At 59.7% G+C, this 17734-nt stretch carries 12 protein-coding genes; 4 read left to right on the forward strand and 8 right to left on the reverse strand.

Annotation, left to right across the window (positions count from 1 at the left end):
- Together VIN96_RS14985 and VIN96_RS14990 are read right to left on the reverse strand one after the other, a co-directional pair.
- Positions 1-4528, reverse strand: a 4528-nt coding sequence (locus VIN96_RS14985; RefSeq protein ID WP_331897248.1) for a tandem-95 repeat protein, incomplete at its 3' end; no start/stop codon positions are given.
- 163 nt (positions 4529-4691) lie between these two features.
- On the reverse strand, positions 4692-5060 hold the full coding sequence (locus VIN96_RS14990) for an Hpt domain-containing protein (protein WP_331897250.1): 369 nt from the start codon (positions 5058-5060) through the stop codon (positions 4692-4694).
- A gap of 133 nt (positions 5061-5193) precedes the next feature.
- Here VIN96_RS14990 and VIN96_RS14995 point away from each other — a divergent pair, with 133 nt between their 5' ends.
- Positions 5194-5445 carry a hypothetical protein gene (locus tag VIN96_RS14995; protein ID WP_331897252.1) on the forward strand — a complete coding sequence of 84 codons (252 nt, stop codon included), beginning with the start codon at positions 5194-5196 and terminating at the stop codon, positions 5443-5445.
- Positions 5442-6632 carry an NAD(P)/FAD-dependent oxidoreductase gene (locus VIN96_RS15000; RefSeq protein WP_331897254.1) on the forward strand — a complete coding sequence of 397 codons (1191 nt, stop codon included), beginning with the start codon at positions 5442-5444 and terminating at the stop codon, positions 6630-6632. Before VIN96_RS14995 ends, VIN96_RS15000 begins: the two co-directional genes overlap by 4 nt.
- A 2-nt stretch (positions 6633-6634) precedes the next feature.
- Here the strand turns inward: VIN96_RS15000 and arsJ are convergent, their stop codons facing one another.
- Complete coding sequence (arsJ, locus tag VIN96_RS15005; protein ID WP_331897256.1) at positions 6635-7852, reverse strand: organoarsenical effux MFS transporter ArsJ; 1218 nt, start codon at positions 7850-7852, stop codon at positions 6635-6637.
- Between the two features lie 28 nt (positions 7853-7880).
- Complete coding sequence (locus VIN96_RS15010) at positions 7881-8819, reverse strand: MBL fold metallo-hydrolase (RefSeq protein WP_331897258.1); 939 nt, start codon at positions 8817-8819, stop codon at positions 7881-7883.
- A gap of 139 nt (positions 8820-8958) precedes the next feature.
- Between VIN96_RS15010 and ggt the strand changes: the two genes are divergently transcribed.
- Positions 8959-10710, forward strand: coding sequence for a gamma-glutamyltransferase (gene ggt, locus VIN96_RS15015; protein ID WP_331897260.1), 1752 nt, complete (start codon positions 8959-8961; stop codon positions 10708-10710).
- 20 nt (positions 10711-10730) lie between these two features.
- Here ggt and VIN96_RS15020 read toward each other — a convergent pair whose 3' ends face one another.
- Both VIN96_RS15020 and VIN96_RS15025 read right to left on the reverse strand, forming a co-directional pair.
- Positions 10731-11213, reverse strand: coding sequence for a hypothetical protein (locus VIN96_RS15020; protein WP_331897262.1), 483 nt, complete (start codon positions 11211-11213; stop codon positions 10731-10733).
- 96 nt (positions 11214-11309) lie between these two features.
- Positions 11310-13412 (reverse strand): YgiQ family radical SAM protein, encoded by a 2103-nt coding sequence (locus VIN96_RS15025; RefSeq protein ID WP_414675627.1) that lies wholly within the window; start codon positions 13410-13412, stop codon positions 11310-11312.
- A gap of 74 nt (positions 13413-13486) precedes the next feature.
- Here VIN96_RS15025 and VIN96_RS15030 point away from each other — a divergent pair, with 74 nt between their 5' ends.
- Complete coding sequence (locus VIN96_RS15030) at positions 13487-14782, forward strand: TIGR03862 family flavoprotein (RefSeq protein ID WP_331897264.1); 1296 nt, start codon at positions 13487-13489, stop codon at positions 14780-14782.
- On the opposite strand, the gene VIN96_RS15035 is transcribed toward VIN96_RS15030, so the two are convergent.
- Both VIN96_RS15035 and nirD read right to left on the reverse strand, forming a co-directional pair.
- Positions 14721-17405 carry a molybdopterin-dependent oxidoreductase gene (locus VIN96_RS15035; RefSeq protein WP_331897266.1) on the reverse strand — a complete coding sequence of 895 codons (2685 nt, stop codon included), beginning with the start codon at positions 17403-17405 and terminating at the stop codon, positions 14721-14723. The genes VIN96_RS15030 and VIN96_RS15035 overlap by 62 nt on opposite strands.
- On the reverse strand, positions 17398-17733 hold the full coding sequence (nirD, locus tag VIN96_RS15040; protein WP_331897268.1) for a nitrite reductase small subunit NirD: 336 nt from the start codon (positions 17731-17733) through the stop codon (positions 17398-17400). Before nirD ends, VIN96_RS15035 begins: the two co-directional genes overlap by 8 nt.
- Position 17734: the final 1 nt, after the last annotated feature.

Below are 17734 nucleotides of genomic sequence, written 5' to 3' on the forward strand. Positions count from 1 at the left end.
CGCCGTCGATGATGTCGTAGCCGTCGCCGCCAATAACGATGTCGTCGCCCAGACCCGTCGAGATCGTATCGGCACCCGTCGTGCCCGTGATGTGATCTTTTCCATCGCCGCCACTGGCTGTGCTGCCGGTGCCATGCAAGGTCGCTTGACGGCCCAATTGATAGAACGTGGCCGTGCCGCCGTTGTTGAGGAACTTCAACTGATCCATATGGGTCAGGGTATCGTTGATACCTGTGCCGGTGATCGTATAGGTGTAATCGGCGTTTTGCGTGATGGTGTATTCGGCCTGCGCGCCGGCATAGACGGCGGTGTCGATCTGCACAACGTCGTTGAGCGTCAGATAGATCGACCCCGTCAGGCTGTTGGTGCCCAGCCCACCCGTCATCTCACTGCCGTGCTGATTGCTGCTGAGCGTGTCGTTGCCCGCCCCGCCGTCGATGATGTCGTAGCCGTCGCCGCCAATAACGATGTCGTCGCCCAGACCCGTCGAGATCGTATCGGCCCCCGTCGTGCCCGTGATGTGATCGTTGCCGTCGCCGCCACTGGCGGTGATGTCGGTGCTGTGCAAAAGGGCTTTCACACCCAATTGATAGAACGTGGCCGTGCCGCCGTTGTTGAGAAACTTCAACTGATCCATATAGGTCAAGGTATCGTTGATACCGACCCCGGTGATCGTATAGGTGTAATCGGCGTTTTGCGTGATGGTGTAATCGGCCTGCGCGCCGGCATACACGGCGGTGTCGATTTGCGTCACGCCATTGAGCGTCAGATAGATCGACCCCGTAAGGCTGTTGACGCCCAGACCACCCGTCATCTCACTGCCATGGTGATTGCTGCTGAGCGTGTCGTTGCCCGCCCCGCCGTCGATGATGTCGTAGCCGTCGCCGCCAATAACGATGTCGTCGCCCAGACCCGTCGAGATCGTATCGGCACCCGTCGTGCCCGTGATGTGATCGTTGCCGTCGCCGCCACTGGCGGTGATGTCGGTGCTGTGCAAAAGGGCTTTCACACCCAATTGATAGTAGCTTGCCGTGCCGCCGTTGTTGAGGAACTTCAACTGATCCATATTGGTCAGGGTGTCGTTGATACCGACCCCGGTGATCGTATAGGTGTAATCGGCGTTTTGCGTGATGGTGTAATCGGCCTGCGTGCCGGCATACACGGCGGTGTCGATTTGCGTCACGCCATTGAGCGTCAAATAGATCGACCCCGTCAGGCTGTTGGTGCCCAGCCCACCTGTCATCTCACTGCCATGGTGATTGCTGCTGAGCGTGTCGTTGCCGTCGCCGCCGTCGATGATGTCGTAGCCGTCGCCGCCAGAAAGAACATCATTGCCAACGGTGCCATGAATTAAATCGTTTGCAGTGGTCCCTGTTATCGCAGATCCCGTAAATACTGTCACAGCGCCAACCGTTAAATTCACCGGCGTCTGGGTTACGGAAGTGTGAATGCCATCTGTTACGGTATAGGTAAAATCAGCCGAACCTGTGTAGCCAGGAGTTGGCGTGAAAAGAACGTAATTTCCAAGAATTTCTACAGTGCCGTTCGCGCCAGATGTTACAGACGCAACTTCGAGAGATCCCCTGGCTGAACTGTCATCGTTACCAAGCAATGCCGAAAACGGAATATATGTAATGACATCTTGTACCGCAGCGATGGAATCTGCCGCTGCCACTGGTAGGTCTGAGACAAAAGAAAGGGTTACAGTTGAAGTGGTCGTGGTGTTCGCACCATCAGAAACGGTGAAGGTGAAGCTGTCGGGTGTCGCGTCACCCCCGCCATGAACATATTTGACATTGCCCGCCGCAAGGTCGGCCTGGGTGAAGGTGCCGTTGACTGCCAAGGCGGCCCAGGCCGTGCCGTCAAATACCTGGACCGAGCCGTTCGCCGGAACGGTTCCGACGCTATAGGTCAGTTGCGCTGCAGTGTTGTCGACGTCGGTGGCGCTGAAGTGTGTCGTTTGAAAAATGATCTCGCCGCCGATGAGCATAGTATCGGCCAGCGTCCCATCAACCACCGGCGCATCGTTGACGGCCGCAACCGAAACCGAAACCGTGCTCGTCGCCGTGCCGCCGTTGCCGTCCGAAACGGTGACCGTAAAGCTGTCCGTGCCCGCAAAATTGGCATTGGGCACGTAAGTGTAAGAACCATCAGGATTGACCGTTGCCGTACCGTTTGTACCTTGTGCGCCAAGACCGTAGGTGAGCGTATCGGCATCTATGTCCGTGGCCGAAAAAGTTCCGGACACACTCTGGTCTTCGGCCGTGCTGATGTTTGTATTGGCGAAGGTCGGCACGTCATTGACGGCGGCGACGTTGACCGTCACCGTCGCGGTCGCGGTGCCGCCGTTACCGTCCGACGCCGTCACGGAAAAGCTGTCCGTACCCGTATAATTGGCATTGGGAACGTAAGTATAGGTGCCGTCGGCGTTCACCGTCGCGGTGCCGTGAGTACCTTGGCTAGCCAAGCTATAGGTCAGCGAATCGCTTTCCACATCCTGGCCCGCAACCGATCCTGAAATGCTCTGGTCTTCGCTGCCGCTGACGCTGGTATCGTCGACAGTTGGTGGATCGTTGACCGGCTTCACCGTGACGCTGACCGTCGCGGGCTCCGACGTGCTTTCGCCGTCGCTGACCGTATAGGTGAACCACGCCGAACCGGAATAATTGGCGTCCAGTGCGAAGGAGTAATGTCCGTCGCTGTCCATGGTCAACGTGCCGCCGCTCGCCTCGCCGGCCTTGAACGTCAGATGATCGCCGTCTGCATCGGTGGCGAGCACATAGCCCGTCAGGGGACCTGAATCCTCGTCCACATCGGCCAAGATTTCGTCGATTGCAGTCGGTGTCCGATTGGGCTGCTGCGTCGGCTCGTCCTGCTGTTGATTCTGGGTGTCAGGTTCCGATGTCGTGAACGGCCCTGAGAAAGGTTGATCTTGAAGCAAGAAATCCGGGTCCAGCAAGGGGTCGGGCTCCTGCCCCAGATCAAATTCGGGGATCAACTGAGAGTCCGGTTGCGGCGCTGGGGACTGGTCACCGTTTTGATTGTTTTGATCGTTGCCGTTGGCGTTGCCTCCGTTTTCGGTCACGGTGTCGGCTTTTTGCGCCGTATCGGCCTTATCGGCTTGTGTGTTTGCCTGATTTTGCTGCGCAGCCGTTTCGGCCGCCACTTGCACGTTCAGCGCTGCCGACGCCATGGAGTTGAAGGTGTTGGCCTGCTCCGCCTCGACCGCCGCTTGCTGGGCCTCGACCTCGGCGGCAGCCGCTTGTTGTTCTGCGGCGGCGGCGGCCTTGGCGGCTTCTTCGGCGGCTTTGGCGGCTTCTTCGGCGGCGGCGGCTTTGGCTTGCGCTTCCGCCAACGCCTGCTCGTCGCCTTTGGCTTCGGCATCAGCGATGGCGGCTTCGGCGTCGGCCTTGGCAGCCGCGGCTTCGGCCTTGGCAGCGTCGGCCTCGGCTTTGGCGGCATCGGCATCGGCTTTGGCGGCAGCGGCGGCATCTTCGGCTTGCTGGGCCTTTTCCTGCGCTTGTTCGGCCTTTTGTTCAGCTTGCTTGGCGACGGTTTTCACCAATCGCGTCAAATTGCCGCCAAAGCTTTTTTGAATGTCTTGCTGCGACAGGATTTGCATCGGGCCCAGCGCGGCGTTGGCGCTGAACACCGTGGTCGAAGCCCCGTCCTGATTGAGCACCAACGAACCCGTAACGTTGGTGATGATGATCTCACCGACGTTGCCGTCCACGTCGCGGACCAGGGTGATCTTATTTTCCGTCCCCTCTGGTGCAGCGTTACCAACCGCGGTCGAGCCGCGAATGCCGATGGTCGCGGTGGGGGTGTTGACCACCATGCCATCCGGCGAGGTTTTCGCCACTTGGCCGCTGACGAACGAAAACACACCCTGCACGACCATGGCGTTGAAGGTGCCCGTTTGAGTGCCGGGGTCGTAGACCATTTCGTCCATGACCATGCGCCCATCGGCATCGAGCGAAAACACAGTATCGTCGACAAAGATCACGCTGACGGAGCCGTCTTTACCGGTAACCAAAACGTCGCCTTGGAAAATCGGATCGCCCGTCACCAACATCGCTTCGGTGCCGTCAGGATGCAGCACAGTCACCGCGCCCTGCGCTTCGCTGACGGTGCCGATGGACGAGCCCGACGCCACCGTCGTGGTCGCGGCCTGTGCGGAACCGATGCCGATTTGCGCCACCTGTGCCGGCGCCATCGGTCCGGCCAGCGTGCGCACGATGTGATGCGGCAACACAGCGCCTTCCGCAGACACCAAATCGGGCGGCGACAGACGTAAAAAATAATCGGGAACAACGATGGTTCCAAGCGACCCGGCGTCAAGGATCAGATCAAAGCCTTCACGGGAAAAATCAGCACGCAAAAAAGCACCACCCCCCGGCATCTCTAAAGTGCCTGCGCCCGATGGAACACGGACGGTGGTGGTTGCGATGTGCTCGGCTTGCCCAGGTTGTCCCGGGTGCCCTAAGGCCCCCGTTTGCCCGGCTTGAAAGGGGTAATGACCTTCCAAATCAGCTTCCTTCGGTCAACTCTTCTAATCGACACGTTCACGACGCTTCTGCGTCTATGAAGGCAGACTATCATTCTGTTTCAATAAAAGCCTAAAGAATTTAAGGAAATGTTGCTTTTAGATTAATAGATTGAATGCAACCATACGGCGGAATGGGCGTGCATCACACCTTGTTAAGCGAGTGCACCGCCGCAACAGCACGTTTCAATTCGCTCTCGAACGCGTCCAAAGCCCCGTCCAAGTCCTCCACGCCTTGCTTGATCTGATCGCTCAACCGGCTTGCCGCCGCATAGAGGTCATGGGCCGACAGATTGCCCGAGACCCCTTTGACCGTGTGCGCCAACCGTTGGGCGGTGTCGCGATCGCCTTTTTGCAGGTTTTCACGGACACCGCGAGCGTCGTCGGCGTGATCTTGGACGAACTTCAGCATGAATTTGAGATAAATTTCGGGGCTGCCAAGCATACGCTCCAACCCATCGGTCAAATCGAAACCGTCAAGCGCTTCAGGCAACGACATATCTTCAACGGACATATCCAAGACCGATGTGGTTACTTTTTCGTGTGGCTCAGCGGGTGTATTTTTCGTTTCCATCCATTTCACCACTTTGGTGTGCAGTTCATCTCTGAGGGGCAATCTTGTACCAGGGTAGCCGTCCATGAGAGGCATGCGCAAGCCCATCAAGGCCTCAAAGATGCTCTTTTCAAAGCACGGCACCCCGTACATACTTTGCCGCGCCGACAAGGTTCACTGCGCGACGGACAAGAACAAGCCGATAAAACAATCGATTGTGGCCACGCCTTTGGCTCTGTTTCTCTTCCACATCTTGGTGGCTCGATACCGTTTTCAAGATTTCGATATCATTGCGACGATTTTTCAACTTTCAGTGTTTCCGAATTGCATGCGAACCAGTCCATGACCTCAAACAATCAGAGTTTTGACACCCTCATCATCGGCGCGGGCGCGGCCGGTTTGATGTGCGCTGGCATCGCGTCGGAACGGGGGCGGCGGGTTGGGGTGCTCGACCACGCCAAAGACGTCGGCGAAAAGATCCGGATTTCCGGTGGCGGGCGCTGCAATTTCACCAATCTGTTCGCATCCGCGGACAATTACGTGTCGCAAAATCCGCGCTTTTGCATCTCGGCGCTGAAACGCTTCACCCAGCACGACTTCATCGAAATGGTTCAAAACCACGCCATCGCCTATCATGAACGCGATCACGGCCAGCTGTTTTGCGACACCTCGGCCAAGGACATCATCGACTTGTTGGTGACGCGCTGCAAAAACCACGGTGCCCACATACAGTTGAACACCCATATCACGGACGTCGCACGTGATGACGACGGCTTTACGGTTCACACCGACCATGGCCCCTTCACCTGTCGATCCTTGGTCATCGCCACCGGTGGCTTGTCGATCCCTAAAATCGGCGCGACCGGTTTCGGATACGAAATCGCCAAGCGTTTCGGCCTCAGGGTCGTTCCCACCCGCGCAGGGCTCGCCCCACTGACGTTCGCAGGCCCGTTGCTCGATCAGATCAAGGACCTTGCGGGCATCGCCATCGATGCGCGCATTCGCTGCAACAAAACGATGTTCAGCGAGGCGTTACTGTTCACCCATCGCGGCCTCAGCGGTCCGGCGATTTTGCAAATTTCGTCCTATTGGAACGACGGCGACGAACTGCGTATCGACCTCGCGCCCGGAGTCGATGCGTTTGAGGTTCTCAAAACCGCCAAAGAAACCAATCCCAAACAAGATGTCGCAACCGTTGTTGCGACCCTTGTTCCAAAGCGTCTGGCCAAACTGATCGTCGAATGGAACGGTGCCCCGGGGCGCATCATCGAGACCGGCGACAAAGTGTTGCGCCGGGTGGCCGAAGGCATCAACGACTGGCGCGTCACGCCGTCGGGATCGGAAGGATATCGCACCGCCGAGGTGACCGTCGGCGGGGTCGACACCCGCGATCTGTCGTCCCAAACCATGGAAGCCAAGACCGTGCCGGGGCTTTATTTCATCGGCGAAGTGGTGGATGTGACCGGCGAACTGGGCGGCTTCAACTTTCAATGGGCGTGGTCATCGGGGTTTGCCGCCGGACAAGCTGTTTAAGATCAAGCTGTCTGAGGTTGAGTCGGACGCGGCAAGGCCAGGCTGAATAGCCATGCCAGCAGCAAAAACAGCGACGAAATCGCCAAACACAGCGTCAATCCGCCCCACTGATAGGCAAGACCCGACAGCAACGTACCTACCAAGCGCCCGGCCGCGTTGGCCATGTAATAAAAACCGACGTTGAGCGCCACATGCTCGGCCTCGGTATACGCCAACACCAGATACGAATGCACCGCCGAGTTCACCGCGAACACGAACCCAAACACCGCCAATCCTAGCACCGCCACCAAACCCGGCTGCACGTCCGCCCACACCGCCGCGGTGATGACCACCATCACGGCCAACAAGATCAAGATCCAACGGCGACTCAATGCCCCGTCCGGCGCATGTGCGGATTTACGCACCAGTTTGGGGGCAAGCGCCTGCACGAAACCGTACGCAATCACCCACGCCGCCATGTAACCGCCGACCTCGGCGTGATCCCAGCCCATCGATACGGACAAAAACAGCGGCAACCCGACCACGAACCAGATGTCGCGCGAGCAAAACAAAAACAACCGCGCCAGTGAGAGGTAATTCATCGCCCGGCTTTTGGACAAGATCTGCGAAAACTTAACCTTGGTTTTGGCCTGACCGATGTGCCCCGGCAACAGCAGCACCGACGCCGCCAGCACCACCGCCAAACCGCCCGCCAATGCCGCCAACGCCCCCGCGAAGCCGAACAGCGCCAACAACAGCCCGCCTAAGAAAAAGCCCATCCCCTTGAGCGCGTTTTTCGACCCCGTCAGCACCGCCACCCACTTGAACAGCGCGCCGTGTTCGCCTTCGGGCACCAACAATTTCACCGCGCTTTTGGAGCTCATTTTGGTGAGGTCCTTGGCGATGCCCGAAAGTGCCTGCGCGCCCATCACATACGACACCCCCAACCACACCGGCCAGCTCGGATCGAACAGCGCCAGCAGCGACAAGGCCGTCACCTGCAACGCCAAACCGGCGAACAGCGTGACCTTCAACCCCAACCGCGACGCCACCCAACCACCGATCAGGTTGGTGACGATGCCGAAGAATTCGTAGAGCAGAAACAGCAGCGCGATTTCGAACGGGCTGTAACCGAGCGTATGAAAGTGCAGCAACACCAACATGCGCAGCGCACCATCGGTCAGCGTAAAGCCCCAATAGGCCGCCGTTACCAAGGCATAATTGCGAACATCGGCGCTCATATTCTGCACTCATTTCATCGTGACGCGGTTATTCGAATTCCATCTGCATGAACACCGCTTGCGCGTTGCGTTTGCTGATTTGGTCGAACACCGCCAAATGTTGGAACATCGACTGATCGATGTTGACGCCCTCGGCGATGAGACCGCCGTTTTCGATGATCCGCCCGATCATGGTGCGCAGATAGACTAGATAATCGTAAGTCTCCTGCGTGGCGCGGCGCAGGTCGGTCGCCGGGCCGTGGCCCGGCACGATGTGTTTGGGATCATATGCCGCCATGGCGTCAAACGTTTCGATCCAACTGGCGGTATTGCCCGCCGGGCCGATGCCGAGCATACGCCCCACGTAAACGATGTCGCCGGTGAACATCACCTTGGTGTCGGGCATCCAGATGAACGCATCGCCCAACGTGTGCGCGGAACCGACGTGGCGGATTTCGAAACGATGCCCGCCAAAATCCAAGTCGAGCTCGTTGGCGAAGGTTTCTTCGGCATAGACCGCGTCGGTGCCCGCCAATGCATCCTTACCCATCAGGTTGGTGAGCATGAAAAAATAGTCGTTGAGGCGTTCCTTGTGATCGGCGACGGCGTCTTCGGAAGCGATGATGCGCGCGCCGCGCTCCTTGAAATAGCCGTTGCCCAGCCAGCGATGGTCTTGACCGCCCGAATTGATGACGATCTTGACCGGCTTGTCGGTGATGGTCTTGATCGCCGCATCGACCTGCGCAGCACCCTTGTAGCTGCCACCCGGATCGACCAACAACACGCCCTCGTCCGTCACCACGAAGCCAAAGGTGGCATTGTTGGCGAAGTTGGTCGCATTGCGCTGCTCATACGGCCCGACGATGGCGTAAACGTTGTCGGTGACGTGCTCCACCTTCAACTCGGCCGCTTGCGCTGCGGCGCCTTGCGCCAACACCGCCGTAACGGCTGCCATCACGATCCGAACCAACCTCTTGAGCTTAAACACGATCAACACCTCCATATAAAACTAATTTTTTAGTTATATAGAGGTGTGGTGCGTTCGTAAACTTTAATATGCTCGCGCTTGCCGTCTATCGGCCAAGTCCCTAAGTCTACCAACAGGCAAACCAGAGAGGGATGGAACCATGCGCACCGCTAGCAGACTATTCACCGGACTTGCGCTGTGCGCTTTTTTCGCAGCCCCCCTTTCCCCCCCCCATCTGGCACGCGCGCAAGACGTCGCCCCCGAAGCCGCCACCGGGCATATCCGCAAAACCGCCGTCTCGGCGACGCGGTTTATGATATCCGCCGCCAACCCGTTGGCCGCACAGGCCGGGTTCGCGGCGCTCAAAGACGGCGGCAGCGCGGTGGATGCGATGGTCGCGACGCAAATGGTGCTGGGGTTGGTGGAACCGCAAAGCAGCGGGTTGGGCGGTGGCGCGTTCTTGGTCTACCACGACAGCGCGTCCGGCGCTTTGACCACCCTCGACGGCCGCGAAACCGCACCGATGGCGGCGACACCCGATCTGTTTGTCAAACCCGACGGCACGGCGATGAAATTCTTCGAAGGCGTGGTCGGCGGGCGATCGGTGGGCACACCCGGAACTTTGAAGCTGATGTTCGAAGCCCACCAGCGCTATGGCAAGCTCACGTGGGCGCGGTTGTTGCAGCCCGCCATCGATCTGGCGCAAGAGGGTTTCGAGATCTCGCCGCGTCTCGCCCAGTTGATCGCCAAGGATCAAGAGCGCCTGGGAACCTACCCCGACACGCAAGCCTATTTCTTCGACGCCGACGGCGCACCGCTCAAAGCCGGATCGATCCTTAAAAATCCGGCTTACGCAAACACCTTACGCTTGATCGCCGATCAAGGCCCCGATGTGTTTTACAAAGGCGAAATCGCCCGTGACATCGTCGCCGCGGTGCGCGGCGCGCAGGACAATCCGGGACTGTTGAGCGAGGCGGACCTGGCCAGCTACCGCGTCATCGAGCGTGCCCCGGTGTGCGTGACGTATCGTGCTCACAACGTCTGCGGCATGGGTCCGCCGTCATCGGGCGCGCTGACGGTGGGACAAATTCTCGGCATGTTGGAACATTTTGATATCCCCCAGCCCATCGCCCAAAATCACCATTTGATCGCCGAAGCCAGCCGTTTGGCGTTTTCTGATCGCGGCCTCTACATGGCCGACAGTGATTTCGTCGCAATGCCCGAAGGGTTGCTCGACCCGACATACCTAAAAGCCCGCGCCGCATTGATCGATCCAGGCCGTGCGGCGAACACAGTCGAAGCCGGAACGCCACCATGGCAAAACGCCCAAACGCGCACGCCCGATAACGCCATCGAATTCCCATCGACATCACACATGTCCATCGTCGATGGTGACGGCAATGCGGTGTCGCTGACCACCACCATCGAAAATGGGTTCGGCTCACGGGTGATGGCACGCGGCTTCTTGCTCAACAACGAACTGACGGATTTTTCCTTCGTTCCCGAAAAGGACGGAGCCCCCGTCGCCAACCGGGTCGAGCCGGGCAAACGCCCACGATCGTCCATGTCGCCGACCATCGTCTATGGACCGGATGGAAAGCTGAAAATGGTGGTGGGGTCGCCGGGCGGTTCGCGCATCATCGGATACGTGACGCAAACGATCATCGGCGTGTTGGATTGGAACTTGGATGTACAAGCTGCCATCTCCCTTCCCCACGTCATCAAACGGTTCAAGACCGTGGACATCGAAACAGGGCCCGGCGCGAAGGCCTTATCCACCGTTCTGACGACCATGGGTCATGACACCAAAATTCGCAACCTCAACAGCGGTATTCACGCCATTGTTATCAGCGACAAAGGACTTGTCGGCGGCGCCGACCCCCGGCGCGAAGGCATCGTTTTAGGCGAGTAAATCACCGCCCCCGGCAAGAATTACCCGGCATCTTCGTCCTTGTCCGGTGTTTTGCCTTCGGCTTGCAACTCGGCTTCCTGCAGCGCCAGCAGAGGGCCGAGACCAACCCCAGCACCATCGATGCGCGCCATGCCCGACGCATCGGCCTGAAGGCTCGGCAGCCCCTTTTCCATGCGCTTCAACTCTGCTTCGGCAGCCATGCGTTTGACGATTTCGGCGTTGATCATATCTTCGATTTGGGCCCGCTGTTCAGGCGACATCTTCGCCAAGGATTCTTCGTTAAGTCCCATTTCACTAAGGATTTTTTGGCGTAGTTCTTCTTTTTTCTTTTCTTCCATTTCCTCGGCGTAGGTGCGAAATCCCTTCTCGCGAATTTCATCGACGAGGCTTTTTTCGCCGGCGCCGGGGTCGGGCGTTTGTTGAGGGTCTTCTTTGCTCACCGACGCCGTGCGCCAGCCATACCCCGCGCCATACGGCGACGTATTCCCAATGGAAAAATCCATCTGACAGTCCTTTGCTTCAACGCACCCGCCCGTGCGCCGCCATCCTTGGCGGTTCATACACGGTGTGATTGAAGCAAAGGGTGTGCCAAACGCGTATCAGCGCGCTTTGGTCGGCTTTTTGCGCGCGGGCTTGCCACGCCCTTCGGTGGATTTCGCGAACCGCTTGGGACGGCGTCCTTCCCCCGCTTGCTGGGTGAAGAACGTCTGCTCGCCCTTCTTGCGACCTGTGCGCGCGCCCTCGCCACCACGCCCGCCGGTGCCCTTGGGTTGCCATGCGGGGACGAGGTGTTTCTTGGACGGGCCGATCAAGTCTTCACGGCCCATGCGCACCAAGGCTTCGCGGATCAGCGGCCAGTTTTCCGCGTCGTGATAGCGCAAGAACGCTTTGTGCAGACGGCGCTGTTTGAGGCCCTTGGCGGTGTGCACCACTTCGCTGCCGTAACGGTGGATCGGCTTGATCGGGTTGCGTTCGGAATAATACATCGCCGCCGACAGCGACATCGGCGAGGGCAAGAAGGTCTGCACCTGATCGGCGCGCAGCTTGTTGCGCTTGAGCCAGATCGCCAGGTTCATCATATCCTCGTCGGTGGTGCCGGGATGCGCGGCGATGAAATACGGGATCAGGTAATATTCCTTACCCGCCTGCTTGGCGGCCTGGTCGAACATCTGCTTGAAGCGATCGTAGGTGCCGATGCCGGGCTTCATCATTTTCGACAGCGGCCCCTCTTCGGTGTGTTCGGGCGCGATCTTCAAATAGCCGCCGACATGGTGGGTCACCAACTCTTTGACATACGCCGGGCTTTTCACCGCCAAATCGTAGCGCAGCCCCGACGCGATGTGGATCTTCTTCACCCCTTCGATCTCGCGGGCCTTGCGATAGAGGTGGATCAACGGATCGTGGTTGGTGCCGAGGTTCTTGCAGATGTCGGGATAAACGCACGACGGACGGCGGCAGACCTTTTGAATTTCATCGTCCTTGCATGCCAACCGATACATGTTCGCGGTCGGTCCGCCGAGGTCGGAAATGTGCCCGGTGAAGCCTTCGACCTTGTCGCGAATATCTTCGATTTCCTTGAGGATCGATTCTTCGGAACGGCTCTGGATCACTCTGCCTTCGTGCTCGGTGATCGAACAGAACGAACAACCGCCGAAACACCCGCGCATGATGTTGACGGAAAAGCGGATCATCTCCCACGCCGGGATGCGCGCATCGCCGTAGCTGGGATGCGGTGCGCGGGCGTAAGGCAGGCCATACACGCCATCCATTTCCGGGGTGGTCAGCGGGATCGGCGGCGGGGTCAACCACACGTCGCGTTCGCCATGGCGCTGGATCAGTGCGCGTGCGTTGCCGGGGTTGCTCTCTTGGTGCAGCACCCGCGACGCCTGGGCGTACAGCACCGGATCGGCGCTGACCTGCTCATAGCTCGGCAAGCGCACCACGGTTTTGTCCATGTCGGTTTTGCCATGGGGATTGTCGAGATCCAGGTCGGTCATATCGATGACGGTATAGCCGTCCGGCGCGCCGTCGGTCATGTGCGCGGTGCCGCGTATGTCGTGCATGTCCTTGGGGCTTTCGCCCTTCGCCACGCGGTGCGCGATGTCGACGATGGCGCGTTCGGCATTGCCGTAGACCAAGATGTCGGCCTTGCTATCGGGCAGAACAGAACGGCGCACCTTGTCCGACCAATAATCGTAATGCGCGATGCGACGCAACGAGGCCTCGATCCCGCCGATCACCACGGGCACCTCTTTATAGGCCTCGCGGCAGCGCTGGGCGTAGACGATCACGGAACGGTCCGGACGCTTACCGCCTTCGTCGCCCGGCGTGTAGCTGTCGTTATGACGGATTTTCTTGTCGGCCGTGTAGCGGTTGACCATGCTGTCCATGTTGCCCGCAGTCACACCCCAAAACAGGTTGGGCGGCCCGAGGGTTTTGAACGCATCGGCGCTGGACCAATCGGGTTGAGCGATGATGCCGACGCGAAAGCCTTGAGATTCCAACAGACGCCCGATGATCGCCATGCCGAAGCTGGGGTGATCCACATAGGCGTCGCCGGTGACCAAAATGATGTCGCAGCTGTCCCACCCCAGCACGTCCATTTCGGCGCGCGACATGGGCAGAAACGGCGCGGTGCCGAAGCGCTGCGCCCAATAGGGTCGATGGGCGAACAACGCCCCGGATTTGGTCTGTTTTTTCATTTTAGCCATGGTGAGGCGGACTTTACGCGTCACGCCCGTATGCGTCCATTCAAATGCGTGTTACATGTCTGCTCATGACAAACACCTTAAAAGAGACGCCGTCCCACGTTCAGTTCGCCATCGTCGGCGGCGGCCCTGCCGGTTTGATGGCGGCCGAAGCCCTGATCGATCACGGCGCGCACGTTCACATCTTCGACGCCATGCCGTCGTTGGGGCGCAAATTCCTGATGGCGGGCAAAAGCGGCCTGAACCTGACCCATGACGAGCCCTTCAAGCTCTTTCTCGGTCGTTTCGGTGTCTCACGCGAACATTTGGAACCTGCGCTCACCGATTTCAAGCCCGGTGCGATCCGCGCCTGGGCTTATGAGCTGGGCGTCGAGACCTTCGTCGGCACCAGCGGACGGGTGTTTCCCAAGGATTTCAAGGCCGCGCCGCTGTTGCGCGCCTGGCTGCACCGGCTCAGAGACCGCGGTGCGACCATCCACGTGCGCCACAAATGGACCGGTTGGGCCCAAGACGAAACCGACGCAACGCTGCATTTTGAAACGCCCGACGGCACGGCCTTGGTGCATGCGGATGCCACCGTACTGGCACTTGGTGGGGCTAGCTGGCCCAAGTTGGGATCGGATGGCGCGTGGGTGACGCCACTACACGACAAAGGCGTCGAGATCGCCGCCCTGCGCCCCGCGAACTGCGGCTTCGATGTGGCGTGGAGCGACTATCTGAAAGAGCATTTCGCCGGCGCGCCGCTCAAATCCGTACGCTTGAGCTTTGGCGATCAAGCCGTGCCCGGCGATGCGGTGGTGACCCAAACCGGGCTGGAAGGCGGCCCGGTCTACACCTTGTCCGCCGCGCTGCGCGACACCCTGGAACGCGAGGGACAGGCCGTACTCACCGTCGATCTGTCACCCGGCCGCAGCTTGGCGGAACTGACCGAAGCGCTCAACCGACCGCGCGGCAAGAAATCCATGGCGACGCACCTCAAACGCACGGTGCGCATTTCCGGCGTCAAAGCGGCGTTGCTGCGCGAATATCTTCCAGCCGACGCATTCGATGACACAGCACACTTGGCGGCCGGCATCAAGGCCCTGCCCATTCCGCTGATCGCCACCCGTCCGTTGGAAGAAGCCATCAGCACGGCTGGCGGGGTCAAACTCGACGCGGTGGATGAAGGTTATATGCTCAAAGCCCTGCCCGGCGTGTTTTGCGCGGGCGAAATGCTCGATTGGGAAGCGCCCACCGGCGGCTACTTGCTCAGCGCGTGTCTCGCCACCGGACGTAGCGCGGGCGACGGCGCGTTTTATTGGATCACGCAACGGCTTGATGCGGGTCTAGATCCTCAAGTTGCGGCGCTTCTCGATCCAAAATAGCCTGAATTTCCGGACGGCACGATCCGCAGTTGGTGCCCGCCTGCAATAACTCGCCGATTGCTTCGACGCTCAACGCTTGGCCCTCGGTGATGGCCCGGCGCAGATCATTCACGCCGACGCTGAAGCACGAACACACCATCGGTCCCGGATCGAACGTCTCGCCCGGAGCGCGTCCGGCCAGCAGACCGGCACGGCCTTGGTCGTCCAGGACATCCAAGGCGAATTGCCCCTGCACCCAATCGAGGCTCGGCAAATCGGCGCGGGGTGAAACGAACATCGCTGCTTCGAGCTGGCCGTCCTTCAACGCGGCGAAACGGTGGCGACCGCCTTTGGGATCGGAAAAGCTCAGCCATTCACGATCTTCGCCGCCCAGTCGCTCCATCGCCCAGGTTTCCCAATCGGCGATTTCGGCATTACCTGCCATCGCGGTGACGACGCAGCCCGCACCAGCGATTGCGGTCCAGTATGCGCAATCGGTGACATCGACTGCGGTGCGCGTCACCAACAAGGCATGCCACGCGGGAGCATATGCATTGATCGCAACCGGCGTGAATTTGGCATCCGGCTGACCGGAAAAGGGATCGGTGTCCGGGCTGACCAGTCGACCGACGACAGCGTTGGCACTGTTGGTGTCGTTCCAGTGAATGGGCGCGAACACCGAACCCAGTTGCTGGCCAACCTCTACACGCACCCGCACCAGCACATCGCCCCAGAGGCTTCGCACCTGTGCTAGCCCACCATCTGTAAGCGCGAAGCGTGCTGCATCGGTTGGATGGATCTCGACGAACGGCTCGGCGCGGTGCTGCGCCAAGCGCGGGCTGAGTCCGGTGCGGGTCATGGTGTGCCATTGATCACGCACCCGCCCGGTGTTGAGCACCAATGGGAAGGCGTCGCTCAATGCCTGAACCGGCGCTTGAGCATGAACGGCCAGGAAGCGTGCCCGCGCGTTGGCGGTGAAAAAATCACCCCGCGCGAACAAGCGCTCCTGGCCGCCCTCCCCTGAAACCAAAACCGGCCACTGAACCGGGGCCAGATCGTCATAAGCCGCCGTGTCCAAACCCTGCAATCCGCCGATGTCGAAATCGCGGCTACCGTCATTTTCAAACGCCGACAGCGCCGCGTGTTCCCTGAAAATATCAGCCGGACCGTCGTAAGCGAACGCCTTGCCGTGGCCCATACGCGCCGCCACATCACAGACGATTGCCCAGTCTTCGCGGGCCTCACCAGGAGCGATGCGAAACGGACGTTGACGGGATATACGCCGTTCGGAATTGGTCACCGTGCCGTCGCGCTCGCCCCACGTGGTGGCAGGCAGCACGACATCGGCAAATGCAGTGGTATCGGTGCGTGCGACGCAATCGGACACCACCACGAAGGGGCACGCCGCCAACGCCGCGCGGACCCGGTCGGCGTCGGGCAAGCTGACAGCGGGATTGGTGGCCATAACCCACAGCGCTTTGATGCGACCGTCGTGAACGGCCTCGAACATGTCCACGGCTTTGAGCCCAGGACGTTGCGCCATATTCGGCGCGGACCAAAACCGCCCGACGCGATCGATTGACGCGGCGTCGAAATCCATATGCGCGGCCAAGGTGTTGGCCAATCCGCCGACCTCGCGACCGCCCATGGCGTTGGGTTGGCCGGTGACCGACAACGGCCCCGCACCCGGTTTGCCGATACGCCCGGTCAACAGGTGGCAGTTCAAGATCGCATTGACCTTGTCGCTGCCTTGCGCCGATTGATTGACGCCTTGGCTATAAATGGTGACGACTTTTTCAGTATTGCGAAACGCTGCATAAAAACTCGCGATATCGGCTGAATTCAATCCACACAGCTCCGCCACGCTGGCGAGGTCCGGTGCGTCGTGACGCGCGGATTGCAGCGCATCTTGCAGGCCTTCGGTATGGCGCAAAACGTAATCGTCGTCGAGCATCCCGTGGGCATGAAGGTGTGAAAGCAGCCCGTTGAACAACCGAATGTCCGTTCCGGGCTTCACCGCCAAGTGCTGGTCGGCGATGTCGCAGGTGGCGGTGCGGCGCGGATCGATCACCACAACGCGGGTGCCGCGCGACTTTTTGGCTTGGGCCAACCGCTGATACAGAACCGGATGGCACCACGCCAGGTTGGAGCCCACCAACACCACCATATCGGCTTGATCCAAATCTTCGTAATTGCCCGGCACCGTGTCTGAGCCGAACGCGCGTTTGTGGCCGACCACGCTGGACGCCATGCACAGCCGCGAATTGGTGTCGATGTTGGCCGAACCGATGAACCCTTTCATCAGCTTGTTGGCGACGTAGTAGGCTTCGGTCATCAATTGGCCGGAGACGTAAAACGCCACGGCGTCCGGGCCGTGTTCGTCGATGACCGACTTGAATTCATGCGCAACCCGGTCCAGCGCCGTATCCCAATCGGCGCGTGCACCGTCCACGATCGGGTGCAGCAAACGCCCGTCGTTGTCGAGCGTTTCCCCCAACGCCGAACCCTTGGAACATAGCTTTCCAAAGTTGGCGGGATGGTCTGGGTCGCCTTTGACGCTGTAGGTCCCATCCCCCGCAGGCGTGACGAGAACGCCACAGCCGACGCCGCAATAGGGACAAGTGGTGCGCACGGTGTCAGCCATTGGTGCCTGTAGCCTTCACATCCGGCATTTGCAAACGGATCGCCCCTTCGGCGTTCACCGACACCGGCACGGTGCGCGAACAACCGTTGTCCGGACCTTGAACCTCGCCCGACACCAGGTCGATGTTCCAATTGTGCATCGGACACGCCACCGCCTTGCCGTGAACGATACCCTGGCTGAGCGCGCCGCCCTTGTGTGGACAACTGTCGAACAATGCGAAGATTTCGTCGTCGGCGGTGCGAAACACCGCGATGTCGCCAGCGGCGCTTTGCACCACACGCGCACCCAATTTGGGAATGTCGGCGACGGTTCCAATTTCCATCCACATG

Source organism: Magnetovibrio sp., assembly GCF_036568125.1.
GTDB lineage: Bacteria > Pseudomonadota > Alphaproteobacteria > Rhodospirillales > Magnetovibrionaceae > Magnetovibrio.